Source organism: Streptomyces millisiae (assembly GCF_031845425.1).
In the GTDB taxonomy this organism is placed as follows: Bacteria; Actinomycetota; Actinomycetes; order Streptomycetales; family Streptomycetaceae; genus Streptomyces; species Streptomyces millisiae.
In genome coordinates this window covers 1-23,255 of sequence record NZ_JAVREM010000071.1, presented here as the reverse complement: position 1 = coordinate 23,255, position 23,255 = coordinate 1, and the positions used below count along the sequence as shown (strand labels likewise).

Annotated in this window: 22 protein-coding genes and 1 pseudogene; 4 read left to right on the top strand and 19 right to left on the bottom strand. The window is 72.0% G+C overall.

The window, feature by feature from the left end; genetic code table 11:
- Nucleotides 1-5: 5 nt before the first annotated feature.
- The 10 genes from RNC47_RS30885 to RNC47_RS30840 all read right to left on the bottom strand — a co-directional run bounded on the left by RNC47_RS30885 (nucleotide 6) and on the right by RNC47_RS30840 (nucleotide 10,875).
- Nucleotides 6-2,816, bottom strand: coding sequence for a DEAD/DEAH box helicase (locus RNC47_RS30885; RefSeq protein WP_311603503.1), 2,811 nt, complete (start codon nucleotides 2,814-2,816; stop codon nucleotides 6-8).
- A 100-nt stretch (nucleotides 2,817-2,916) separates the two neighbouring features.
- Nucleotides 2,917-3,837 (bottom strand): twin-arginine translocase subunit TatC, encoded by a 921-nt coding sequence (gene tatC, locus RNC47_RS30880; RefSeq protein WP_311603501.1) that lies wholly within the window; start codon nucleotides 3,835-3,837, stop codon nucleotides 2,917-2,919.
- Between the two features lie 83 nt (nucleotides 3,838-3,920).
- The gene (tatA, locus tag RNC47_RS30875) at nucleotides 3,921-4,202 is read right to left on the bottom strand and encodes a Sec-independent protein translocase subunit TatA (protein WP_311603499.1); all 282 of its coding nucleotides are present in this window, start codon (nucleotides 4,200-4,202) and stop codon (nucleotides 3,921-3,923) included.
- A 144-nt stretch (nucleotides 4,203-4,346) separates the two neighbouring features.
- Nucleotides 4,347-4,574, bottom strand: coding sequence for a hypothetical protein (locus RNC47_RS30870; RefSeq protein WP_311603498.1), 228 nt, complete (start codon nucleotides 4,572-4,574; stop codon nucleotides 4,347-4,349).
- Entirely contained in the window at nucleotides 4,574-5,551 is a 978-nt protein-coding gene (locus RNC47_RS30865) for a helix-turn-helix transcriptional regulator (protein WP_311603497.1), read from the bottom strand. The genes RNC47_RS30870 and RNC47_RS30865 overlap by 1 nt, the downstream gene beginning before the upstream one ends.
- A 40-nt stretch (nucleotides 5,552-5,591) precedes the next feature.
- Nucleotides 5,592-6,551, bottom strand: coding sequence for a helix-turn-helix transcriptional regulator (locus RNC47_RS30860; RefSeq protein WP_311603496.1), 960 nt, complete (start codon nucleotides 6,549-6,551; stop codon nucleotides 5,592-5,594).
- Nucleotides 6,552-6,648: 97 nt separating this feature from the next.
- Nucleotides 6,649-7,023, bottom strand: coding sequence for an FKBP-type peptidyl-prolyl cis-trans isomerase (locus tag RNC47_RS30855; protein WP_311603495.1), 375 nt, complete (start codon nucleotides 7,021-7,023; stop codon nucleotides 6,649-6,651).
- Between the two features lie 98 nt (nucleotides 7,024-7,121).
- A complete protein-coding gene (locus tag RNC47_RS30850) occupies nucleotides 7,122-8,129 on the bottom strand; it encodes an FKBP-type peptidyl-prolyl cis-trans isomerase (protein ID WP_311603494.1) in 1,008 nt (335 codons plus the stop codon).
- A gap of 103 nt (nucleotides 8,130-8,232) precedes the next feature.
- Nucleotides 8,233-9,594 carry a Pup--protein ligase gene (pafA, locus tag RNC47_RS30845; RefSeq protein WP_132816738.1) on the bottom strand — a complete coding sequence of 454 codons (1,362 nt, stop codon included), beginning with the start codon at nucleotides 9,592-9,594 and terminating at the stop codon, nucleotides 8,233-8,235.
- 9 nt (nucleotides 9,595-9,603) lie between these two features.
- Nucleotides 9,604-10,875 carry an MFS transporter gene (locus tag RNC47_RS30840; protein ID WP_311603493.1) on the bottom strand — a complete coding sequence of 424 codons (1,272 nt, stop codon included), beginning with the start codon at nucleotides 10,873-10,875 and terminating at the stop codon, nucleotides 9,604-9,606.
- A gap of 104 nt (nucleotides 10,876-10,979) precedes the next feature.
- On the opposite strand from RNC47_RS30840, the gene RNC47_RS30835 reads away from it, so the two are divergent.
- Nucleotides 10,980-12,011, top strand: a complete 1,032-nt coding sequence (locus tag RNC47_RS30835) for a LacI family DNA-binding transcriptional regulator (protein ID WP_311603491.1) — start codon at nucleotides 10,980-10,982, stop codon at nucleotides 12,009-12,011.
- 18 nt (nucleotides 12,012-12,029) lie between these two features.
- On the opposite strand, the gene prcA is transcribed toward RNC47_RS30835, so the two are convergent.
- The 5 genes from prcA to arc all read right to left on the bottom strand — a co-directional run bounded on the left by prcA (nucleotide 12,030) and on the right by arc (nucleotide 17,725).
- Nucleotides 12,030-12,797 (bottom strand): proteasome subunit alpha, encoded by a 768-nt coding sequence (gene prcA / locus RNC47_RS30830; RefSeq protein WP_311603489.1) that lies wholly within the window; start codon nucleotides 12,795-12,797, stop codon nucleotides 12,030-12,032.
- A gap of 83 nt (nucleotides 12,798-12,880) precedes the next feature.
- Nucleotides 12,881-13,726, bottom strand: coding sequence for a proteasome subunit beta (gene prcB / locus RNC47_RS30825; RefSeq protein WP_311603487.1), 846 nt, complete (start codon nucleotides 13,724-13,726; stop codon nucleotides 12,881-12,883).
- Between the two features lie 144 nt (nucleotides 13,727-13,870).
- Entirely contained in the window at nucleotides 13,871-14,089 is a 219-nt protein-coding gene (locus tag RNC47_RS30820) for a ubiquitin-like protein Pup (RefSeq protein ID WP_311603485.1), read from the bottom strand.
- Between the two features lie 134 nt (nucleotides 14,090-14,223).
- Complete coding sequence (gene dop / locus RNC47_RS30815; RefSeq protein WP_311603483.1) at nucleotides 14,224-15,735, bottom strand: depupylase/deamidase Dop; 1,512 nt, start codon at nucleotides 15,733-15,735, stop codon at nucleotides 14,224-14,226.
- 205 nt (nucleotides 15,736-15,940) lie between these two features.
- A complete protein-coding gene (arc, locus tag RNC47_RS30810) occupies nucleotides 15,941-17,725 on the bottom strand; it encodes a proteasome ATPase (RefSeq protein ID WP_394814919.1) in 1,785 nt (594 codons plus the stop codon).
- 249 nt (nucleotides 17,726-17,974) lie between these two features.
- On the opposite strand from arc, the gene RNC47_RS30805 reads away from it, so the two are divergent.
- Nucleotides 17,975-18,298 (top strand): ferredoxin, encoded by a 324-nt coding sequence (locus RNC47_RS30805; RefSeq protein WP_311603480.1) that lies wholly within the window; start codon nucleotides 17,975-17,977, stop codon nucleotides 18,296-18,298.
- Here the strand turns inward: RNC47_RS30805 and RNC47_RS30800 are convergent.
- From RNC47_RS30800 to RNC47_RS30790, 3 genes are all read right to left on the bottom strand, one after another.
- Nucleotides 18,295-18,915: a hypothetical protein gene (locus tag RNC47_RS30800; RefSeq protein WP_311603478.1), complete on the bottom strand. Its 621-nt coding sequence runs from the start codon at nucleotides 18,913-18,915 to the stop codon at nucleotides 18,295-18,297. The two genes, RNC47_RS30805 and RNC47_RS30800, sit on opposite strands and share 4 nt — an antisense overlap.
- A 127-nt stretch (nucleotides 18,916-19,042) precedes the next feature.
- Nucleotides 19,043-19,975, bottom strand: a complete 933-nt coding sequence (locus RNC47_RS30795) for a tRNA (adenine-N1)-methyltransferase (protein ID WP_311603476.1) — start codon at nucleotides 19,973-19,975, stop codon at nucleotides 19,043-19,045.
- A gap of 124 nt (nucleotides 19,976-20,099) precedes the next feature.
- Nucleotides 20,100-21,356 carry a site-2 protease family protein gene (locus RNC47_RS30790; protein WP_311603474.1) on the bottom strand — a complete coding sequence of 419 codons (1,257 nt, stop codon included), beginning with the start codon at nucleotides 21,354-21,356 and terminating at the stop codon, nucleotides 20,100-20,102.
- A 128-nt stretch (nucleotides 21,357-21,484) separates the two neighbouring features.
- On the opposite strand from RNC47_RS30790, the gene RNC47_RS30785 reads away from it, so the two are divergent.
- Nucleotides 21,485-22,384, top strand: a complete 900-nt coding sequence (locus RNC47_RS30785; RefSeq protein WP_311603472.1) for a RecB family exonuclease — start codon at nucleotides 21,485-21,487, stop codon at nucleotides 22,382-22,384.
- Nucleotides 22,385-22,463: 79 nt separating this feature from the next.
- Nucleotides 22,464-23,132 carry a response regulator transcription factor gene (locus RNC47_RS30780; RefSeq protein ID WP_311603471.1) on the top strand — a complete coding sequence of 223 codons (669 nt, stop codon included), beginning with the start codon at nucleotides 22,464-22,466 and terminating at the stop codon, nucleotides 23,130-23,132.
- A gap of 18 nt (nucleotides 23,133-23,150) precedes the next feature.
- On the opposite strand, the pseudogene RNC47_RS30775 reads toward RNC47_RS30780, so the two are convergent.
- A pseudogene (locus tag RNC47_RS30775) lies at nucleotides 23,151-23,255 on the bottom strand (IS982 family transposase); the annotation flags it as partial.

The window sequence follows — 23,255 nt, the reverse complement described above, 5'->3', positions numbered from 1 at the left end:
CGGCCTCAGGCCACCGAGCTGTACGCCACCACCCCGCGCAACAGCGCGTCGACCGCCTTGCGGGCGTTCCCCGGCACCGTGCCGTCCTGCGGGGCGGCGGCGGCGATCTGCCCGAGCACGTCGATCACCTGCTTACACCAGCGGACGAAGTCACCGGCGGGCATGTCGGCGTCCCGCAGCACCTCGTCGAGACCGAGCCCGTGGGCCCAGCGGAAGACCGGCATCGCGAAGCCCAGATCGGGCTCGCGCTGCCCGACGCCGGTGGCCTGGCTGATTCGGTGCTCCTCCTCCAGGGCGTCGAGCCGGCCCCAGATCCTGACCATCTCTCCCAGGGCCTGGCGGCACCGGCCGCCGGGCAGCTCGGGCGCCGGCGCGTCGTCGGCCGAGCGCGCCTCGTAGACCAGGGCCGAGGCGCAGGCCGCGAGCTCCTCGGGGCCGAGGCCCTCCCAGACCCTCTCCCGCAGGCACTCGCTGGCCAGCAGGTCGAGCTCGCCGTAGAGCCGGCCGAGGCGCCTGCCGTGCTCGGTGACCTCGTCCTCACGCAGGTAGTCGAGCTCGGTCAGCAGCGCGCAGACCTGGTCGAAGGTCCTGGCGATGGTGTTGGTGCGGCCCTCGATGCGCCGCTGCAGGGCGCGGTTGTCCCGCTCCAGGCGGTAGTAGCGCTCGGCCCACCGCGCGTGGTCCTCGCGCTCCGCGCAGCCATGGCAGGGGTGGGCGCGGATGGCGGTCCGCAGCCGCCCGATCTCCGCGTCGTCGGCGGCCGCGGCCCGCTGCCTGCGGTGCCGGCGCGGCTCGTGGTGGCCGGCCTTGGAACGCAGCGCCGACGCCAGGTCGCGCCGCGACTGCGGGCTGCGCGGGTTGAAGGACTTGGGGATCCGCATCCGGTCGAACGGCTCGACCGGCACCGGGAAGTCGATCGAGGCCAGACGCTTGACCTGCCGCTCGGCCGTGAGCACCAGCGGGCGCGGCCCGTCGTGGTGCTCGAAGCCGCGGTGCCCCGGGCTGCGGCCGGCCGGGACGCCCGGGTCGAGCACCAGGGCGAGGCCGGCGAACTTGCCGGTCGGCACGTGGATGATGTCACCGGGCCGCAGCTGCTCGAGCGCGCTGGCCGCCGCGGCCCGCCGCTGGGCCACGCCCTGCCTGGCCAGCTCGGTCTCCCGCTCCTTGAGCCGGTGCCGCAGCCGCGCGTACTCCTGGAAGTCGCCCAGGTGGCAGGTCATCGCCTCACGGTAGCCGGCGAGACCCGTCTCGTTGCGCTGGACCTGGCGTGAGATGCCCACCACCGCACGGTCCGCCTGGAACTGCGCGAAGGACGTCTCGAGCAGCTCACGGGAGCGGTGCCGGCCGAACTGGCCGACCAGGTTGACCGCCATGTTGTACGAGGGCTTGAACGAGGAACGCAGCGGATAGGTGCGGGTGCCGGCGAGCCCCGCGACGTGCCCCGGGTCCATGCCCCGCTGCCACAGGACGACGGCGTGGCCCTCGATGTCGATGCCGCGCCGCCCGGCACGGCCGGTGAGCTGCGTGTACTCGCCGGGGGTGATGTCCGCGTGCTGCTCGCCGTTCCACTTGACCAGCTTCTCCAGCACCACGGAGCGGGCCGGCATGTTGATGCCGAGTGCCAGCGTCTCGGTGGCGAAGACCGCCTTGACCAGGCCGCGGACGAACAGCTCCTCGACGATCTCCTTGAACGTCGGCAGCATGCCGGCGTGGTGCGCCGCGATCCCGCGCTCCAGGCCCTCCAGCCACTCGAAGTAGCCGAGGACGTGCAGGTCCTCGTCGGGGATGGCCGCCGTGCGCCGCTCCACGATCTCCCGCACCCGGGCCCTGGCCGGCGCGTCGTTGAGCCGCAGCCCGGCGTGCAGGCACTGCTGGACGGCGGCCTCACAGCCCGCGCGGCTGAAGATGAAGGTGATGGCGGGCAGCAGCCCCTCCGCGTCGAGCCGGTCGATGACCTCGACCCGGCTCGGCGTGTAGACCCGCGAGCGCTGCCTGCGCTCCCGCTCCCGGTCGGCCGCCCGCCGACGGTCCCGGCCGTTGCGGTCGCGGTCCCTGACGCCCCAGGACCGGGTGTTCTCCAGCCGGGCCACCCGCAGCAGGTCCGGGTTGACCTCGCGCTTGTGCTCGGACTCCTCGAACAGGTCGTACATCCGCCGGCCGGCCAGCACGTGCTGCCACAGCGGCACCGGACGGTGCTCCGAGACGATGACCCGGGTGTCGCCGCGCACCGTGTCCAGCCAGTCGCCGAACTCCTCGGCGTTGGAGACCGTGGCGGAGAGCGAGACCAGCGTGACGGACTCGGGCAGGTGGATGATGACCTCCTCCCAGACCGCGCCGCGGAAGCGGTCCGAGAGGTAGTGCACCTCGTCCATCACCACGTAGCCCAGGCCGACCAGCGCCTGGGAGCCCGCGTACAGCATGTTCCGCAGCACCTCGGTGGTCATCACGACCACCGGGGCGTCCGAGTTCACACTGTTGTCGCCGGTGAGCAGCCCGACCCGGTCGGCGCCGTACCGCTTGACCAGGTCCGTGAACTTCTGGTTCGAGAGGGCCTTGATGGGCGTGGTGTAGAAACACTTGCGCCCCTGGGCGAGCGCCAGGTGGACGGCGAACTCCCCCACGATCGTCTTGCCGGAGCCGGTGGGGGCGGCGACCAGCACGCCCTTGCCGGCCTCCAGCGCCTGACAGGCCTCGATCTGGAACGCGTCGAGATCGAAGTCGTACATCTCGCGGAACGGCCCGAGGGCGCCGGCGTGCTCGGCGGCGCGCCGCCGGGCGGCGGCGAAGCGCTCGGCGGGGGACATGTCATCGGTCATTGTGGTTACGAGCCTACCGGCCGCCTCTGACAGGATGGTGATCTTTTACGGCCGCTCGGGTGCGCCCCCGGACTCCCGGGAGCGCTGGCCACGGGGCCGCTCAGGTGGCGTCGTCGAAGCCGTTCAGCCGGGGCGGGTTGTCGTCGAGGGAGCCGGAGGTGACCCGCTCAGGCGCCTCGATGCTCGCCGGGGTGAGGTCCAGCTGCGAGGCCTCGTCGTCCGCCAGCTCCGCTTCCTCGTCCCGCCGACGGCGCCGCCGGTCGTTGAAGAGCGCGATGCCACAGGCGATGAAGTAGAGGGCGGTGACCGGCACCTGGAGCGCGATCATCGACATCAGGTCGGTCGGCGTGATCGCGGCCGCGAAGACGGCGATGCCCACCACCATCCAGCGCCACCAGCTGAGCATCCGCTTGCCCGAGAGGACGCCGCCGATGTTGAGCATGACCAGCACCAGCGGCAGCTCGAAGGAGAGGCCGAAGGCCAGCGCCAGCCGGACGGTGATGTCGAGGACCTCCTCGACGGAGACGAAGTTGGTCGCGTCGTTGGCGCTGAAGCTCAGCAGCACCGGGATGGCGCGCGGCAGCAGCCAGTAGGCGAAGTAGCAACCGGTCAGGAAGAGCGGAACGCCGACGCTGACCACGGCGCGGCTGTACTTCTTCTCGTTCCGGTGCAGGCCGGGCGCGATGAAGGCCCAGAACTGGTAGAGCCAGATCGGCGAGGCGGCGATCACGCCCACCAGCAGCGAGACCCGGAAGTAGGTGGCGAACGGCGAGGTCAGGCCGTTCTGCGCGAGCACGGCGCAGCGGTGCGCGGCGGCGTCCGGGTCGCTCTGGTCGTCGCAGAGCGGCACCGGCGCGGTGAGGAAGTCCATGATGTCCTTGGCGAACACCAGGGACGCGATGGTGACGACCAGGATCGCCGCGACCGAGATGCCGAGCCGGTTGCGCAGCTCACGCAGGTGCTCGGTGAGCGGCATCCGCCCCTCGGGGTCCTTCACCTTTTTCTGTGCGGCCTTGGGCACCCCACGTCCTCATCTCGTAGGGCAGCCGGAACCGCGCCGGCCGCCTTGGAACCTCGGTCCTGCCTTGGATACCGCCTGCGGCATCAGGGCTGCGTCGTACGCCCGGGCTCCTCGACGGGGCGCGAGCTGGCCACGTCGCCGGGGGCCGCCTGGATCGTCCGCGGAGCGGGCTGCGGCTCGGTCGTGCTCGTGTCGGCACCGGCGGTGTCGGTGCGGCCGTCGTTCTTCATGGCCTGGGTCTCGCTCTTCAGGATGCGCAGCGACTTGCCGAGGGACCGTGCGGTGTCCGGCAGGCGCTTCGATCCGAAGACGAGCACGACGACGAGGAAGACGACGAGGAGATGCCATACCGAGAGCGAGCCCATAATCTTCTCCGTCTACCTTCTGATTCGGGAATGAGCTTCTTGCTGAAGCCTTGCCGTGCCGGACGCGGATATCTCCCCACGGTCCCACACGTGCCGCAATCTTAACGCGGGAGGGTGAACACGAATCAATGGCCGCGCGACCACCTATTGTCGTCCGCCGGGCGCCCCGTCGCCGCGCCTGACCGCTCCGCCCCTGGTGGCCAGGGGTGCCGCGGCCCGCTCCAGGTCGTCCGCGGCCCGGCTGATCCGCTCGCTGCCGTCCCCCACGGCCTTCGCGAACCGACGCACCTCGACCCCCACCAGGACCGCGAGCACCCCGAGCACCGCGACCCCGAGGAACGCCAGGACCAGCTGGAACATCGGCCAGAACACTAGGCCGCCTCCCCGATCTCCTCGTAGAGCGCCAGCGCGTCCCGGGCGGCGCGCCTGGCGCTGTCCGCCAGCTCCGGCGGCGAGACGATCCGGCCGTCCCCGCCGAGGCGCAGCGCGAGCCGACGCAGCGTGGCCGGATCGGGGGTGCGCAGCGTCACCCGGAGCCCGCCGTCCGGCAGCTCCTCCGCGGTGTCGTGCGGGTAGTACTCGGCGACCCAGCGGCCGCCAGGGCCCACCTCCACGACCACCTCGGGGTCGGTGGGGGACGGCTGCACCAGGCCCTCGCTGAGGTCGCGCGGCTCGACGGGCGGCGGGTCGGCCGGCGTGTCGAGCAGCTCGATCCTGGCCACCCGGTCGAGCCGGAAGGTACGCCTGGCCTCGGAGCGCCGGCACCACGCCTCGACGTAGGTGTGGCCGACCGCGAAGAGCCGGATCGGGTCGATCTCCCGGTCGGTGAGCTCGTCCCGGCCCGGCGAGTAGTAACGGATCCGGAGCCTGCGGCGCTCCGTTATGGCCCGGTCCACGTCCGCGAAGACGCCGCCCTCGGCCTCGAAGGTGACCGAGAGCCGCGAGCTGGCGCCCGCGTTCTCGCCCGCGGCCGCCTCCAGCTTGGCCGTGGCGCGCAGCAGGGCGTCCCGGTCGCCGTCGCGCAGCCCAGGCAGCGTCGCCACGGCACGGGCCGCGACCAGCAGGGCCGTGGCCTCGTCGGCGGCGAGCCGCAGCGGCTGGCCGGTGCCGGAACCCACGGCCTCCGCGTTGTACCACCAGATGTGCTCGCCGTCGGTGTCGATGTCGAGCAGGTCCCCGCCGCGGAAGCTGGTGCCGCACATGGGCAGCACCTGGAGGTCGGAGATCAGCTCCTCCTCGGTGATCCCGAACGCCCGTGCCACCTCGGCCACCCGGGCCCCCGGGCGCTCGCGAAGATAGGTGACCAGGGACAGCATCCGCCTGGTCCGGTCGATGGCGGTGGTCGCCATAGTCTGTGCCTCTCCTTACGCCTTCGCCACGCCTCGGGCGCTAGCCCTTGGCGACCGCCCGCAGCCGGTCCACCACGTCGGCCCGCAGCTCGGCGGGCTCGAGCACGATCACGTCGGGTCCGAACTCGGCGAGCCAGGCACCCAGGCCGTGGCCGTAGGGGATCTCGAGCTCGTCCCAGTCGGGCCCGGCGGCCCCGGCCGTCACCCGGCTCGCCCGGGCCCGCAGCGGGTAGCCGGAGCCGGCCCGCAGCCTGATCCTGGCCTGCCCGGTGGCCTCCTCGCCCGCCCAGCGGGCCACGCTGCCGCGCACCGCGACCTGGTCGGGCACGGGGGCGGTGAAGGCGCCGGAGCGCGACCTGACGCGGCCGGTGATCCGGGAGAGCCGGAAGACCCGCTCGGCGCCGCGGTCCCGGTCCCAGCCGGCCAGGTACCAGTGGCCGCGCCAGCACTCCAGGGCCCAGGGCTCGACCTGCCGGGTCTCGGCGTGCGCGGCGTTGGACTTGCGGTAGTCGAAGGTGACCGGGCGACGGTCGCGGCAGGCGAGCATCAGCGGCTCGAAGGCGGCCTCACCGGCCGGCACCCGGGGCTCGAGGGCGCCGTACGCCTCGCCCTCCTCGGCGCCGAGCGGCATCCCGGCGGCGCGCAGCTTCTGCAGCGCGCCGCTGGCCGCGCCGGCCAGCCTGGCCTGCTGCCAGACGCGGGCCGCGAGGCCGAGCGCGGCGGCCTCCTCGGCGTCCAGCGTGACCGGCGGCAGCTGGTTGCGGTCGCGGCGGGCCACGTAGCCGACCTCGCCGTCGATGCTCTCCACCGTCTCGATCACCATGCCGAGCTCGCGCAGGTCGTCCTTGTCGCGCTCGAACATGCGGTTGAAGGCGTCCTCGGAGCCGACCTCCAGGTAGGCCTCGATGGAGGAGCGGAGGTCCCGCTTGGTCAGCGGGCGGCCGCTGCCGAGCAGGCACAGCGCCAGGTTCATCAGTCGCTCGGCCTTGGCAATCGCCATCGAAGCGCCGCCCTCCCTCTTCAACACCGTGGGCCCACCCCCGGTTTGGACCACGCTGGTCCGTTCGGGGATGGGCCCACGGTACCCCCTACGGGGATCAGACCGAGACCAGGTCGCAGACGAAGATCAGCGTCTCGCCCGGCCCGATCCGGCCACCGCCCGCCCCGGCGTCGCCGTAGGCCAGGTGCGGCGGGATGATCAGCTGTCGCCGGCCGCCGACGCGCATGCCCTGCACGCCGCGGTCCCAGCCGGGGATGACCTGGCCGGCGCCGAGCTGGAAGGTCAGCGGCGCGCCGCGGTTCCAGCTGGCGTCGAACTCCTCACCGGTGCTGAAGGAGACGCCCACGTAGTGCACGGAGACCTTGGCGCCCGCCTCGGCGACCGGCCCGTCACCCTGCCAGATGTCCTTGATCTCCAGGTCGGCCGGCGGCTCGCCGCCCGGGAAGTCGACCTCGGGCTTGTCGGTGTTCACGTGAATACCCCTCCATCGTCCTTTGCTAGGGAAAACCGCGTCGGACGTGAACGAGCGGCCGGCACGCACACCGGCCGCTCGGGCACGCGCGGTGGGTGTCAGGCCGCGCCGACGATGTCGACGACGAAGACCAGCGTGGAGTCGGCGGGGATGCCGCCGCGCTCCTCGGAGCCGTAGCCCAGGTCCGGCGGGATCACCAGCAGCACCCGGTCGCCGACGTGCTTGCCGACCAGGCCCTGGTCCCAGCCCTGGACGACCTGACCGGTGCCGATCTGGAAGGCGGACGCGCTCTCCCGGTCCCAGGACGAGTCGAACTGCTCACCGCTGTCCCAGATGACGCCGGTGTACTGCACGACCAGCGCCTGGCCCTCGGTGACCTCGGGGCCGTCGCCCTCGATCAGCACCTGCTCCCGCAGCTCGGCCGGCGGGTCCTCGCCCTCGGGGACGGTGATGGTCGCGGGCTCGCCCGCCGCGGCCTCGACCTCGGGCATGCCCTCCTCGACCGCGGCCTGCTCGCCCTCGGCGGCGGCCTCCGGGTCGACGCTGACCGCGCCGGCGATGTCGAAGACCCACACGATCCCGTCGTCCTCGGGGATGCCGCCCTGCTGCGCCGCGGCGCCCAGCATGTCGACGGAGTTGCCCTCGACCTGGATCCGGCTGCCCACGGTCTGGCCGATCAGCGGCTCGGTGGCGACGGCGGGGAGCGCGGACTCGGTGCCGGCCTGCACGATGACCTGCGGACGCGGGCCCTCCTCCTCGGTGGCCAGCTCGTCGCCCGAGGCGCTCTTCCAGGTGTTGATCAGCTCCATGTCGCCCTGGATGGTCCGGCCGACGACGTTCACCCGAACGAAGTCCCCCTCCTGGACCTCCGCGCCGTCACCCTCGTCGATCACCTGGGACACGGTCTCGTCGCCGACGGCCGCGTCCTCCTCGACGGTGATCTCCGGCTGCTCGCCGGGCTGGCCCGACACGGTGGCGACCGGGCCGCTGGCCCCCGAGGATCCGGAGCCTTCGTCCTCGGAGCCGCAGGCGGCCACGGGCAGCAGGATGGCCGGGACGGCCAGCACCGCGACGATGCGGCGCACTCGCTTGGTGGTGGGGATCATGAGTCCAACTCGGGTAGGCACGGTCGGGGTGGGACCCGCTGGTCCCACCCCACCCTACGGCCTCGGGCACGACCACCCGGGCGGCCCACCCCGACACGCGCCGTCACATCCCGGCGATCAGCTTCTCCACCCGCTCGTCGACCGACCGGAACGGGTCCTTGCACAGCACCGTGCGCTGCGCCTGGTCGTTGAGCTTGAGGTGCACCCAGTCGACGGTGAAGTCCCGACGCTGCTCCTGGGCGCGGCGGATGAAGTCGCCGCGCAGCCGGGCCCTGGTCGTCTGCGGGGGCACCGACTTGCCCTGGAAGATCTTCAGGTCGTTGCAGATCCGCTGGGCCTGGCCCTTGCGCTCCAGCAGGTAGTACAGGCCGCGGCGGCGGTGGATGTCGTGGTACGCGAGGTCTATCTGCGCGACCCTGGGGTGCGACATGGTCAGGTTGTGCTTGGCCCGGTACCGCTCGATCAGCTGGTACTTCATCACCCAGTCGATCTCGGTGTTGATCTTGTCGAGCTCCTGGCTGCGGATGGACTCCAGGGCCCGGCCCCACAGCTCCAGCACCTGCTCGGTGAGACCGGTGCGCATGCCACGGCGCTCGCAGAAGTCGAGCGCCTTCTCGTAGTACTCCTGCTGGATCTCGAGCGCGGACGCCTCGCGCCCGGTGGCCAGCCGGACCTTGCGCTGGCCCGTGATGTCGTGGCTGACCTCGCGGATGGCCCGGATCGGGTTCTCCAGGGTCAGGTCGCGCATCACCGTGCCGGCCTCGATCATGCGCAGCACCAGGTCGGTGGCGCCGACCTTGAGCAGCATGGTCGTCTCGGACATGTTGGAGTCGCCGACGATGACGTGCAGCCGGCGGTAGCGCTCGGCGTCGGCGTGCGGCTCGTCGCGCGTGTTGATGATGGGCCTCGACCTGGTGGTGGCCGAGCTCACGCCCTCCCAGATGTGCTCCGCGCGCTGGCTGACGCAGAACACGGCGCCGCGCGGCGTCTGGAGCACCTTGCCCGCGCCGCAGATCAGCTGGCGGGTGACGAGGAACGGGATCAGCACGTCGGCCAGCCGGGAGAACTCCCCGTGCCTGGCCACCAGGTAGTTCTCGTGGCAGCCGTAGGAGTTGCCGGCGGAGTCGGTGTTGTTCTTGAACAGGTAGACATCGCCGGCGATGCCCTCCTCGTGCAGCCGGCGCTCGGCGTCGACGAGCAGACCCTCCAGGATGCGCTCACCGGCCTTGTCGTGCGTGATGAGCTCGACGACGTTGTCACACTCCGGAGTGGCGTACTCGGGGTGCGAACCGACATCCAGATACAGCCGTGCGCCGTTGCGCAGGAAAACGTTGCTGCTGCGCCCCCAGGACACGACGCGGCGGAAGAGATAGCGGGCCACCTCGTCCGGGGACAGCCGACGCTGGCCTCGGAACGTGCAGGTGACGCCGTACTCGTTCTCCAGCCCGAAGATTCGGCGATCCATGAGTGAACATTACGCCTGATGCCCGGTTCTGAAACCGGGTTCGAGTGCGGCGTTTCGATCATTTTGCGATTCCACGGGCCCGCCGCTCCCGTTCGGCGAACCCTCGGGAGCTGCGAGAACGCGCCGGGTGGCGGTGACCACGAGGAGCGCGAGGACGCCGGCGGCCGCCGTGACGCCGAACCCGGCCGCCTCCGCGCCCCATTCGATCACCGGGCCGACCACCGCCTGCCCGAGGGCGGCGCCGACGCCGAACATGGTCACCAGCCAGGAGAACGCCTCGGTGACCGTGCCGACCGGGGCCTGCCGGTCGATGACGACGAACGAGCAGGCCAGGGCCGGCGCGAGGAAGATCCCCGCGAGCCCGGCGAGCAGGGTCATCAGCGGCACCGAGGACGGCGCCAGGGCCAGCGGCAGGTAGCCGACGGCGAGCCCGGCGAGCAGCAGCCGCAGCCGGGGTTCGGGGGCGCCGGCCCACGCGACGGCGCCGTAGCCGAGTCCGCCGACCAGGGCCCCGGCGCTCAGCGCCGAGAGCAGGTAGCTGGCGATCAACTCGTCGCCGCGGGCGTCCGCGTAGGCCACGGCGGCCACCGAGATGGAGCCCAGGGCCACCCCCACGAAGAAGAAGCCACCGAGCAGCGCGAGCAGCCCCGGCGAGCGCAGTGCGCCGAGCCAGTGCGCCTCGCGCCGGGCCCCGCGCCAGCGCCTGGAGGGCCCGGAGGCCGCCACGACCAAGGCGCCCAGCAGACCGAGGGCGTTGATCACCAGCAGCGCCGCGGTCTCCGACCAGAGCGCGACCACCAGCGTCACGACGAGCGGTCCCGCGGTGAACATGACCTCCTGGGCCACCGCGTCGAGCGCGTAGGCGCGCTGCACCCGGCCCTCGCCGGAGAGCACGCTGGGCCACAGCGCCCGCAGCGCGCCCTCCAGCGGCGGGGTGGCGAGGCCGGCGAGCAGGGCGCCGGCGAAGGCCACGGCGACGGGGTCGGTGCCGGCCGCGGCGAGCAGCACCATGCCGAGCGCGGAGAGCACGGCCGAGGGCAGCAGCACCCGGGGCTGCCCGTGGAGGTCGACGAGCCGGCCCAGCAGCGGCTGCCCCACGGCGTTGGCCACCCCGTAGGCGGCCGCCAGGGCACCGGCCAGCGAGTAGCCGCCGCCCTCGGCGCGGATGAACAGCACGATGCCGAGCCCGGCGGTGGCGTTGGGCAGCCGGCCGACCAACGTGCCGACGAGCAGCCGGGCCACGTGACGCGCCCGCAGCAGCTCCAGATATCCCATGGCCATGCCCGCACCCTCCGCACGTGTTACGTATAACGCCGCTGAGTCTACGTACGATTGCGGCACTCCGGGAGAGTGGGTCCCGGTCGGATGTGAGCGGAGCGCGGCGGGTGAGCGACAGCACGGGGAGGCCGGACCGGCCGACCAGCCGGGACGTGGCGCGGCGGGCCGGGGTCTCCCAGGCGACGGTCTCGCTGGTGCTCGGCGACCGCTGGCGCGGCCGGGTGTCGCCGGCGCGCGTCGAGGCGGTGCGCGCCGCGGCGCGGGAGCTGGCGTACCGGCCCAACCTGGCCGCGCGCAGCCTGCGGCTCGGCCGCAGCAGAACGGTGCTGATCGTGGTGCCGGCGCTCACCAACGAGTTCTTCGCGCGGGTGCACGCGGGTGCCGCCCGGGTGGCCGGCGAGGAGGACGTCGGCCTCGTGCTCTACCACTCCCCCGAGGTCGTCCTGCCGGCCCGCGACCCCTTCGCCTCGGCCAGCGTCTCGCTGGCCGGCGTGCTCGCCTCCTCGATGGCCGCCGAGGCCCTGGCGGCGCTGAGCGGGGACGGACTGCCGCTGGTGATGCTGGACAGCGAGCCGGGGCGGGGCGCCGCGGCGGGCACCGTCAACCCCGACATCGCCGAGGCGATGCGGCTGGTCGCCGGGCATCTGCTCGCCCTCGGCCACCGCCGGTTCTGCCACCTGGCGGCGGACGTGGACTCCTGGACCTTCGCCGTCCGGGCGAGGGAGCTGGCCGACCGGCTGGCCGGGGCGCCGGGCGCCGGCCTGCTGGCCACCGAGCGGGCGCCGCTCACCATCGAGGGCGGGCTGCGGGCGGCCGAGCGCGCGCTGACCGCCCACACGCCCCGGCCCACGGCCCTGGTGTGTGACGACGACCTGCTGGCGGCGGGTGCCTACAAGGCGGCCAGGCGACTGGGGCTCCGGGTCCCGGAGGACGTGTCGATCACCGGGTTCGACGACCTGACCCTGGGGATCGCGCTCGAGCCGGAGCTGACGACGGTGCGGCTGCCGGCCGAGGAGCTCGGCGCGACGGGCATGCGGGCGCTGCTCGCCGCCCTGCGCGGCGAACCGTGCGCCAGCGCGGTGCTGCCCGTCGAGCTCGTCCCGCGTGGTTCTACGGCCCCGCCGGCGGCGGGGCCGTAGAACCACGCGGGCGGGGGGCTACTCCTCGCCGCCCTCGGCCGCGCCCTCGGCCTCCTCGCCGCCCTCGCTGCCGCCCTCGGTGGGAGCCGACTCCTCGAGCAGGCGGGCCAGCTGCGCTCCCAGCACCCGCTTGAACTTCCGCTGCTGCGGCCTGGTGCGGTCCAGGACCGCCACCTCCAGCTGGTCCGAGGTCAGCGCCCGCTCGGAGCCGTTGCTCTCCCGGGACAGGGCCTCCACGGCGAGGCGCAGCGCCTCACCCAGGCTCATCCCGTCCTGGTGACGCTGGCTCAGATAGCTGCTGATCTGGTCCGCGTTGCCGCCGACCGCGACCGAGCCGTGCTCGTCGATGATCGAGCCGTCGTGCGGCAGCCGGTAGATCTCGTCGTCCGCCGGGGTCTCGCCGACCTCGGCGACCAACAGCTCGACCTCGTAGGGCTTCTCGGCCGCGCTGGAGAAGATGTTGCCCAGGGTCTGGGCGTAGAGGTTGGCGAGCCCGCGGGCCGTGACGTCCGCCCGGTCGTAGGTGTAGCCGCGCAGGTCGGCGTAGCGGGTGCCGCCGATGCGCAGGCTCTCGTACTCGTTGTACTTGCCGGTCGCCGCGAAGGCGATCCGGTCATAGATCTCGCTCACCTTGTGCAGCGCGCGCGAGGGGTTCTCGGCGACGAACACGATGCCGTCGGCGTACTGCAGCACGACCAGGCTGCGCCCGCGCGCGATGCCCTTGCGGGCGTACTCGGCGCGGTCCGCCATGGCCTGCTGGGGTGAGACATAGAACGGCGTCGACACCGGCGTTCGTCCCTTCAAAGTCCGTCGTAGGTCTTCACGGCAGTCTGCCCGGGCCCCCGGACGTGGTCCGGCGCGCCGGGCGGTTAGAGCACCGGTGCCTGGGGCCCGTTGGGCAGCTGCAGGCGCCCCTCGAGCACGGTCCCGGCGACCTCCGAGATCTCCGCCTCGGAGAGCCTGCGGAACCCATCCTCGGTGATCACCGCGACGATGGGGAAGATCCGCCGGGTCAGATCGGGTCCGCCGGTGGCGGAGTCGTCGTCGGCGGCGTCGTAGAGCGCCTGCACGACGGCCGTGACCGTCTGCTCCTCGGAGAGGTCGTCGCGGTGCAGCTTCTTGAGCGAGCCGCGCGCGAAGATCGATCCCGAGCCGACGGCGGCGAAGCCCAGCTCCTCGGTGCGGCCGCCGGTCACGTCGTAGGAGAAGATGCGGCCCCTGCCGCGCTCCAGGTCGTAGCCGGCGAACAGCGGGACCACGGCCAGGCCCTGCATGGCCATGCCCAGGTTGCCGCGGATCATCGTGGACAGCCGGTTGGCCTTGCCCTCGAGCGAGAGCACGTGACCCTCGACCTTCTCGAAGTGCTCGAGCTCCAGCTGGAACAGCTTGACCAGCTCGACGGCGAGCCCGGCGGTGCCGGCGATGCCGACCGCCGAGTACTCGTCGGCCGGGAAGACCTTCTGGACGTCCCGCTGGGCGATCATGTTGCCCATGGTGGCCCGGCGGTCGCCGGCGAGCACCACGCCGCCCGCGAAGACGGCGGACACGATGGTGGTGCCGTGCACCGTCTCCAGCGCGCCCTCCACGGGCGGCAGCACGCGGTTGCCGGGCAGCCGCTCGGGCGCGTGGTCGGAGAGGAAGTCCAGGAAAGAGGAGGACCCCGGCCGCAGGAAGGCCGCCGGGAGTCGCCCCTGGTCATGGGAGTTGGCTGCCACAGGATTCCTTCCAGGTCGTGAACGGTCCGCTGCCCCGGTCGGCGGAGCGGCCGGGGCAGCGGCGCGGTACGCCACGGACCCTACCCGTCAAACACTCATGATCCACATGGGCCGCGAGGGCTTCGCGGCGCGGGCGGCGGCGGCCTACTGGCCGCCCTTCTGGACGAAGCTGCGCACGAAGTCCTCCGCGTTGGACTCCAGCACCTCGTCGATCTCGTCCAGGACGGAGTCGACGTCGTCCGTCAACGCCTCCTGCCGCTCCTTGAGCTCCTCGGAGACCTCTGCCTCCGGTGTCTGCTCCTCGGTCTCCTCGCTGGTGCGCGACGACTTCTGCTGGCCGCCACCGGTGTCCTTGGTCGCCATCTCCCTCACCCCTGCTCAGACTCGACGTATCAGACGTATCAAGATCAGACCCTACTAGCCGGGACCGACATCGGCTCCCCGATCGCCACATCGCCCAGGGGGGCCATCTCCATGATTCCCTGATCAACCGGGAATCAGCCTCCGGAGAGCGACCTGACCAGGTCCTCGGCCGTGGCGCTGCGGTCGAGCAGGTCCTTGACGTGCTCCTTCGTGCCCCGCAGCGGGTCCATGGTGGGTACCCGCTGGAGCGAGTCCCGGCCGGGGAGGTCGAAGATCACCGAATCCCAGGAGGCGGCGGCGACGTGGTCCGCGTACTGCTCGAGGCAGCGCCCCCGGAAGTAGGCCCTGGTGTCCTCGGGCGGGGCGCCCTGGGCCCGCAGGACGTCCTCGTCGGCCAGCAGCCTGGTCATCCTGCCCCGGGCCGCCAGCCGGTTGTACAGGCCCTTGTCGGGCCTGACGTCGGCGTACTGGAGGTCCACGAGGTGGAGCCTGGCGGCGTCCCAGCCGAGGCCGTCGCGCCGCCGGTAGCCCTCCATGAGCTCCCGCTTGGCCACCCAGTCCAGCTGCCCCGCCAGGCTCATCGGATCGCTCTCGAGGCGGGTGAGGACGTCCTCCCAGCGGGCGAGCACGTCGGCCGTCTGCGGGTCGGCGTCGACGCCCCAGCGCTCCTCGACGTACTTCCTGGCCAACTCGTAGTACTGCATCTGGAGCTGGACCGCGGTGAGCGTCCGGCCGTTGCGCAGGGTGACCAGCTGCTTCAGCGACGGGTCGTGACTGACCCGGTGCAGGGTGCGCACGGGCTGGTCGACGGCCAGGTCGACCGCGATGAAGCCGTCCTCGATCATGGAGAGCACCAGCGCCGTGGTGCCCAGCTTGAGGTAGGTGGAGATCTCGGACAGGTTGGCGTCCCCGATGATCACGTGCAGCCTACGGTAGCGCTCGGCGTCCGCGTGCGGCTCGTCCCTGGTGTTGATGATGGGGCGCTTCAGCGTGGTCTCGAGACCGACCTCGACCTCGAAGTAGTCGGCGCGCTGGCTCAGCTGGAAGCCGTGCTCGCTGCCGTCCTGGCCGATGCCGACCCGGCCGGCGCCGCAGACGACCTGGCGGGAGACGAAGAACGGCGTCAGGTGGCGCACGATCTCCGAGAACGGCGTCTCCCGCTTCATCAGGTAGTTCTCGTGGGTGCCGTAGGAGGCGCCCTTGTTGTCGGTGTTGTTCTTGTAGAGCATGATCGGCTGGGCGCCCGGCACCTCGGCGGCGCGGCGGGCGGCCTCGGCCATGACCCGCTCGCCGGCCTTGTCCCACAGCACCGCGTCCAGCGGGTTGGTCGTCTCGGGTGAGCTGTACTCCGGGTGGGCGTGGTCGACGTAGAGGCGGGCGCCGTTGGTGAGGATGACGTTGGCCAGGCCGATGTCCTCGTCGGTGAGCTGGCTCGCGTCCGCGTTCTCCCTGGCCAGGTCGAAGCCCCTGGCGTCGCGCAGCGGGTTCTCCTCCTCGAAGTCCCAACGAGCGCGCCTGGCGCGGTGCATCGCGGCCGCGTAGGCGTTGACGACCTGGGAGGAGGTGAGCATGGCGTTGGCGTTCGGGTGGCCGGGGACGGACACGCCGTACTCGGTCTCGATGCCCATCACTCGCCGTACAGTCATGCGGCCCTCCTTGCCCGGTGGCGGTCCTGCACCGACCCGTCGCTGCCTACGAGCCTAGGCGACACGGGCTGCGGTGAGGAGGTCACTGCGGGTTTCCTTGGACTGACGTGGCGGGCGCCCGGCGGGCGCCCCCGAGGGGAAAACGCCCGGCTGCGGGGCCGCCGTGGCGTGCCCCGCAGCCGGACGCCGACGCGTCGGACGCGTCTTACAGGTACTGACCCGTGTTCGCCACCGTGTCGATGGAGCGACCGGTGTCGCCGCCCTGCTTTCCGGTGACCAGGGTGCGGATGAAGACGATCCGCTCGCCCTTCTTTCCGGAGATGCGAGCCCAGTCGTCCGGGTTGGTGGTGTTCGGCAGGTCCTCGTTCTCCTTGAACTCGTCCACGCAGGCGGCGAGAAGATGGGAGACGCGCAGACCCTTCTGGTTGTGGTCGAGGAAATCCTTGATGGCCATTTTCTTGGCCCGGTCCACGATGTTCTCGATCATGGCGCCGGAGTTGAAGTCCTTGAAGTAGAGGACTTCCTTGTCGCCGTTGGCGTAGGTCACCTCGAGGAAGCGGTTCTCCTCCGTTTCGGCGTACATCTGCTCGACCACGGTCTGGATCATTCCGGCGACCGTGGCGTCCGCGTTCCCGTTGTGCTCGCCGAGGTCGTCGGCGTGCAGCGGCAGACGCGGCGCGAGGTACTTGGAGAAGATGTCCTTGGCGGCCTCGGCGTCCGGGCGCTCGATCTTGATCTTCACGTCGAGCCGGCCCGGGCGCAGGATCGCCGGGTCGATCATGTCCTCCCGGTTGGAGGCGCCGATGACGATGACGTTCTCCAGGCCCTCCACGCCGTCGATCTCCGAAAGCAGCTGGGGGACGATCGTGTTCTCGACGTCCGAGCTGACACCCGAGCCGCGGGTGCGGAAGAGGGAGTCCATCTCGTCGAAGAAGACGATGACGGGCGCGCCCTCGCTCGCCTTCTCCCGGGCCCGCTGGAAGACCAGCCTGATGTGCCGCTCGGTCTCGCCGACGTACTTGTTGAGCAGCTCGGGGCCCTTGATGTTGAGGAAGAAGCTCTTCCCCGCGGGCTTCCCCGTGACCTCGGCGACCTTCTTGGCCAGCGAGTTCGCCACCGCCTTGGCGATCAGGGTCTTGCCGCATCCGGGCGGGCCGTAGAGCAGGACGCCCTTGGGCGGGCGCAGCTCGTGCTCGCGGAACAGGTCGGGGTAGAGGTAGGGCAGCTCGACCGCGTCGCGGATGAGCTCGATCTGCCCGCCGAGGCCGCCGATCTGGGTGTAGTCGATGTCGGGGACCTCTTCGAGGATCAGCTCCTCGACCTCGCTCTTGGGCACGACCTCGTAGACGTAGCCGGAGCGCGGTTCGAGCAGCAGGGCGTCGCCGGCCCGCAGCGTCACGTCCATCAGGGGGTCGGCGAGCCGGACGACGCGCTCCTCGTCGGTGTGCCCGACGACCAGGGCGCGCTCGCCGTCCTCGAGGACCTCCTTGAGGGTGACGATGTCCCCGGCGCTCTCGAACTCCATCGCGGAGACGATGTTGAGCGCCTCGTTGAGCATGACCTCCTGGCCACGCCGCAGGTCGTCGAGGTCGATGCCGGGGCTGACGTTGACCCGGAGCTTGCGGCCGCCGGTGAAGATGTCGGCGGTACCGTCCTCGTTGCCGCGCAGGAAGACGCCGAAACCCGAGGGGGGCTGCGCCAGGCGGTCGACCTCTTCCTTGAGGGCGACGATCTGGTCGCGGGCCTCGCGCAGGGTGCTCGCCAGACGCTCGTTCTGCGCGGAGACACCCGCCAGGTTGGTCTGCAGCTCGACGATCCGCTCCTCGAGAATCCGAGTGTGGCGCGGAGAGTCGGCCAGCTTGCGGCGCAGGACGGTGATCTCCTGCTCTAGATCGGCCACCCGCCGGGCCGGGTCGTCGGACCCTCGACCGGGCCGGTCGCCGCGGTTGATGTCGTCGTTCTGGGATACCACGGTCCTCACCTCCTCCAAGGGGAGCTGGACGCTTCCAGACCCTACCTGGACCGGTGCAGTTCGAAACCCCTAGATCAAAAAGACGGTCGGGGTGTGTCCGATCTTCACCCTTGCGCACTCCCTCACGCCAGGGGAATACCCACCCCGCCACGCCGGAAAGCGGCCCGCTGTATGGTCGTAAGCGGTCAACACCCGTCAGGGACGGCTCTCTTTGCCGCAGTTTGACGCAGGCGACACGTAGTGGGTACACGAGGAACGGTAGGCCAGATGACCGTGCGGGACGAGGCGACCGAGGAGCTCGAGGTCTGGATCGATCAGGACCTCTGCACCGGCGATGGGATCTGCGCCCAGTACGCGCCCGAGGTGTTCGAGCTCGACATCGACGGCCTGGCCTATGTGAAGCCGCCGGCGCCCATCGGGCAGGAGGCGGAGCTGCTGACCGAGCCGGGCGCGACGGCGCGGGTCCCGCTCCCGCTGTTGCGCGAGGTGGCCGAGTCCGCGAAGGACTGCCCAGGACAGTGCATCCACGTGCGCCGGGTGGCGGACCGGACCGAGGTGTTCGGCCCGGACGCGGAGGACCAGGGGAGCTAGACGCTGTCGGGGGCTACGGGCGCGGCGTGGGGTTCGAGGCGGCCGTCGCGCCAGGTCCAGGTGAGGTCGCGGCGCAGGTCGGGGCAGCAGCTCGGGACGTCGGACGAGGAGTAGCCGAGCAGCCGGACGGCGATGTCGGAGCCGCGCACCTCCAGCCGCTCGACGGTCATCCGCTCGGTCGGGTCGACCAGGGTGCCGGCCACGGTGGGCGGCGCGCCGGTCTCGGCCGGCGCGGTGAGCAGGTAGACGCCGTTGGGCGGGGATCCGGAGCCGGCGTCGCAGCGGACCACGGCGACGGTCTCCGGGCGGCCGTCGGCCTGCACGTCCACCTCGGCCTGGTCGGTGACGATCACCGCGAGCGGCCCGCAGTCCACCGGGTAGTCGGCGGCCTCCGGGTCGGGTGCGGGCGCCGGCGCCGCCGGTTCCTCGACCGTCCCCTCGGCCTCCTCCGCCTCCTCGGCGGCGGGCTCGGGCGCGGGCGCCGCAGCCGGCGCGGTGGCGCCGGCGGGCTCGATGAGGGCCGCGCCACCGGTCACCAGGGCGAGCGCGGCCGCGGTGACGAACCAGTGGGTCGGGCGGGTGCGGGTGTGCGGAAGGTCGTTGCCTGCCGGAAGCACGCGGAGGACTCCAGGGGGACGCGAGGGGAGTGGACACGATGCCGGACCCTGCCCGCCGGCAGGTGCACGGCATCGTGCCACAGGGAGCCCGTCGGGTGAACGGCGGGGTGCCGTTCCCGAAGGGCCGTCAGGCGCCCTCCGCGCCCTCCGCGCCGTTCTGTCCGCCCTGTCCGCTCTGCCCGCCTGGGCCCGTGTAGTCGGCGCCGTACGCGCCGGGGGCCGGGCGGCGCCTGCGCCGGGGTGGGACCACGCCGTCGGCGAGCCGGCGGGCGGTGAGCAGGAAGCCGGTGTGGCCGATCATCCGGTGGTCGGGACGGACGGCCAGGCCCTCGACGTGCCAGGTGCGGACCATGGTCTCCCAGGCCGTGGGCTCGTTGAACGCGCCGTGCTCGCGGATGGTCTCGACGGTGCGGGCCAGCTGCGTGGTGGTGGCCACGTAGGCGCACAGGATCCCGCCGGGGACCAGTGCCTTGGCGACCGGGTCCAGGCACTCCCAGGGGGCGAGCATGTCGAGGATGACGCGGTCCACGTCGGTGTCGGAGAGGTGGTCCTGGAGGTCGCCGACCGTGACCCGCCAGGCGGGGTGCGGGCCGCCGAAGTACCGGGCGACGTTCTCCTGGGCGATCCGCGCGAAGTCCTCGCGGCGCTCGTAGGAGTGGAGCATGCCCTGGTCGCCGATGGCGCGCAGCAGGAAGGTGCTCAGCGAGCCCGAGCCGACGCCGGCCTCGACGACTCGGGCGCCGGGGAAGATGTCGGCCATGGCCAGGATCTGGCCCGCGTCCTTCGGGTAGACCACGGCGGCGCCGCGTGGCATGGACAGGACGTAGTCGGGGAGCAGGGGGCGCAGCGCGAGATAGTCGACGTTCCCAGTGGTGCGCACGACCGTGCCCTCGGGGGCACCGATCAGCTCGTCGTGGGGGAAGGCACCCTTGTGGGTGTGGAAGCTCTTCCCCGCTTCGAGCGTGAAGGTGTAGTGGCGTCCCTTGGGATCGGTCAGCTGGACCTGGTCCCCGACCTTGAAGGGCCCGCGTCTGCGGGCCGCACCGGTCGGTTCGGACATGCGGGCAACCTTAGGCGCTCCGCTGGAAGAGCCGCAACGCGCCCCCCTTCGGCCGCGGCGCCGTCGTGGCTGGTCACGCCCGGGCGCCCGGGCCGCCGCCGGTCGGGGGCGGCGCCCGACCGGCTCAGGAGTCGGCGGCCGGCGGGCGGGCGGGGAACGCGGCGGGCCGGGCCATGGCGTCGATGAAGGCGCGCTCGACGTCGCTGGTGGAGAGCACGCCGTAGATCTCGCCGGTCTCCTCGACCACCAGGTACTCGGTGGCGGGGGTGGCCCGCAGGTGGTCGAGCAGGCCCTCGCCGGTGAGCCCGGCCGGCACCCGCATCCCCTCGGTGAGGTCCTGGGCGAGCGTGCTGACCGGGACCCAGGGGCGGCGGTGCTGGGGGACGCCGGCGATGCCTGCCTCGCGGACCACGGAGACCGGGGCACCCTGGCCGTCGACCACCACGAGGGCGCGGGCGCCCGCGTCGTTGGCCCGGCGCAGCGCCTCGGAGAGCGGCGTCTCGCCCGTCACCGGCACGGCCCTGCGGGTGAGGGCGCGGGCGTTGAGCCCGGGCAGCCGCTCGCGGAGCCTGGCCATGCGGAGACTGTTGCCGGCGCCGGTCCAGATGATCGCGGCCAGGATCGCGGCGAGCAGCGCGTCGGTCAGCGTCTCGAGACCGGTGAACGACTCACGCTCGGGCGAGCCCAGGTGGGTGGCGAGCGGGAAGCCGATCAGCACGGCGACGGCGAGCACCCGGCCGGTCCAGGCGGCGGCGACGGTGCCGGTCATCGGGCTGCCCGAGAGCTTCCACACGACGGCGCGCAGCATCCGGCCGCCGTCCAGCGGGAGCCCGGGCAGCAGGTTGAAGACGGCGACGATCAGGTTGGAGATCATCAGGCCGGCGAGCAGCACCCCGGGCACGGTGTCGGAGTCGACCAGCAGCATGCCGAGGTAGAAGACGCCGGCGAGCACCAGCGAGAGCAGCGGGCCGACGCCGGCGAGCACGAACTCGCGCCCCGGGGTCTGGGACTCCTTCTCGATCTCGGAGACGCCGCCGAAGAACTGGAGCTGGATCCTGCGGACCGGCAGGTCGAAGCGGATCGCGGCCACGGTGTGGGCGAGCTCGTGGACGAGCACCGAGGCGTAGAAGGCCACCGCGAAGAAGAGCGAGACCAGGTAGCGGCCGCCGCCGAGTTCCGGCAGCACGCGGTCGAGCTGGTTGCCGAAGAACCAGGTGATGAGCGCCGCGACCAGGAACCAGCTGGGGGCCACGTAGACCGGAACGCCATAGACCCTGCCCATCAGGAACCCGCCGCCGGCGCCCTCCTGGCGCCGCGGCTCCCGGGCGTCGGCCTGCCGGCCCTCGGCCCGTGGTGTCCGGTCCGTCTCCGAGTCTCCCACCAGTTCCCCTCGTTGCCTTGTGTCCTCGCGCGCGAAGGCCGCCGCGACGTCGATCGTGCCGTGCGCGCGGGCTCTGCCGTCGATGGTATGCCGCCCGCGTGTCAGTGACGCGCCGTAGGGTTCGCTCCATGACTGGGTCCACCGCCACGCCTCCCAACTCACTGTCCCCGTCGAGAGCCGCGGATTTCATGCAGTGTCCCCTGCTGTACCGCTTCCGGGTGATCGACAAACTGCCGGAGGCGCCCAGTGCCGCCGCGACACGGGGCACGGTGGTGCACGCCGTGCTGGAGCGGGTCTTCGACATGCCGCCCGGGCAGCGGGTGGCGCCCAGGGCGCGGGCGATGGTGGTGCGCGAGTGGGAGCGGCTGTTGGCCAAGCGGCCCGAGCTGGCCGGCCTGTTCCGCGCCGAGGACGCCGACGGGGCCGGGGTGGACGAGGCGCGTCTGGCCGGCTGGCTGGCGGAGGCCGAAGCGCTGGTCGAGCGCTGGTTCTCGCTCGAGGACCCGGGGCGTCTGGAGCCGGCCGAGCGCGAGTTGTTCGTGGAGACCCGCCTGGAGTCGGGGCTCAGGCTGCGTGGGGTGATCGACCGGGTGGACGTGGCGCCCACCGGCGAGGTGCGGATCGTGGACTACAAGACGGGCAAGGCGCCCGGTCCGCGGTTCGAGAACGAGGCGCTGTTCCAGATGAAGTTCTACGCGCTGGTGCTGTGGCGGCTGCGCGGCACCGTGCCGCGCCGGCTCCAGCTGGTCTATCTGGGCAGCGGCGAGGTCCTCACGTACGACCCCGACGAGTCGGATCTGCGGAGCGTGGAGCGGAAGTTGATGGCGCTGTGGGAGGCGATCCGGCGGGCCACCGAGTCGGGGGACTGGCGGCCGAACCCCACGCGGCTCTGCGACTGGTGCGACCACAAGGCGCGCTGCCCGGAGTTCGGCGGCACTCCCCCGCCCTATCCGCTGATGATCCAGCCGGCGCTGCCGGTGGAGCTTCCCGAGCAGACCCGGCCGGGGGCGGCCGAGTCGCTGCCGTGAGTGAGAATGGTGCCCGGCGCGTCGCGCCGCCGGCCGCGTCGCGGGGCGCCGGCCGGTTCCCGCCGACGATGGGTGGCCCATGCCGATCCGCGTTCTGCTGGTGGACGACCAGCCGCTGCTGCGCACCGGTTTCCGGATGATCCTGGAGGCGGAGCACGACGTGGCCGTGGTCGGGGAGGCCGGCGACGGGGTGCAGGCCCTGGAGCAGGTGCGGGCGTTGCAGCCGGACGTGGTGCTGATGGACATCAGGATGCCGCGGATGGACGGCGTGGAGGCGACGCGGCAGATCACCGGGCCCGCGAAGGACGGGCCGGTCAAGGTGCTGGTGCTGACCACCTTCGACCTGGACGAGTACGTGGTGGAGGCGCTGCGGGCCGGCGCCAGCGGCTTCCTGCTCAAGGACGCGCCGGCGGCCGAGCTGGTCCAGGCGATCCGGGTGGTGGCGGCCGGCGAGGCGATGCTCGCGCCCAGCGTGACGCGGCGGCTGCTCGACATGTACGCGGAGAAGCTGCCCTCGGGCGAGTCGCCGGTCCCGGACGCGCTGAGCACGCTGACCGAGCGCGAGGTCGAGGTGCTGAAGCTGGTGGCGCGTGGTCTCTCCAACGCGGAGATCGCGGCCGACCTGTTCGTCAGCGAGACGACGGTCAAGACCCACGTGGGGCACGTGCTGACCAAGCTGGGGCTGCGCGACCGGGTGCAGGCGGCGGTCTACGCCTACGAGAGCGGCCTGGTGCGCCCCGGTCTCTAGATGAGTAAGTCCTAATGGTTAGTGGTCGTAGGCGGTCAGCGATCGTGTGATGGGCTGGCCGGTGGTGCGGTTATGCCAGATGGCGCAGGTCAGGGCGAGGATGCGTTGGCCGATTCGGGCGAG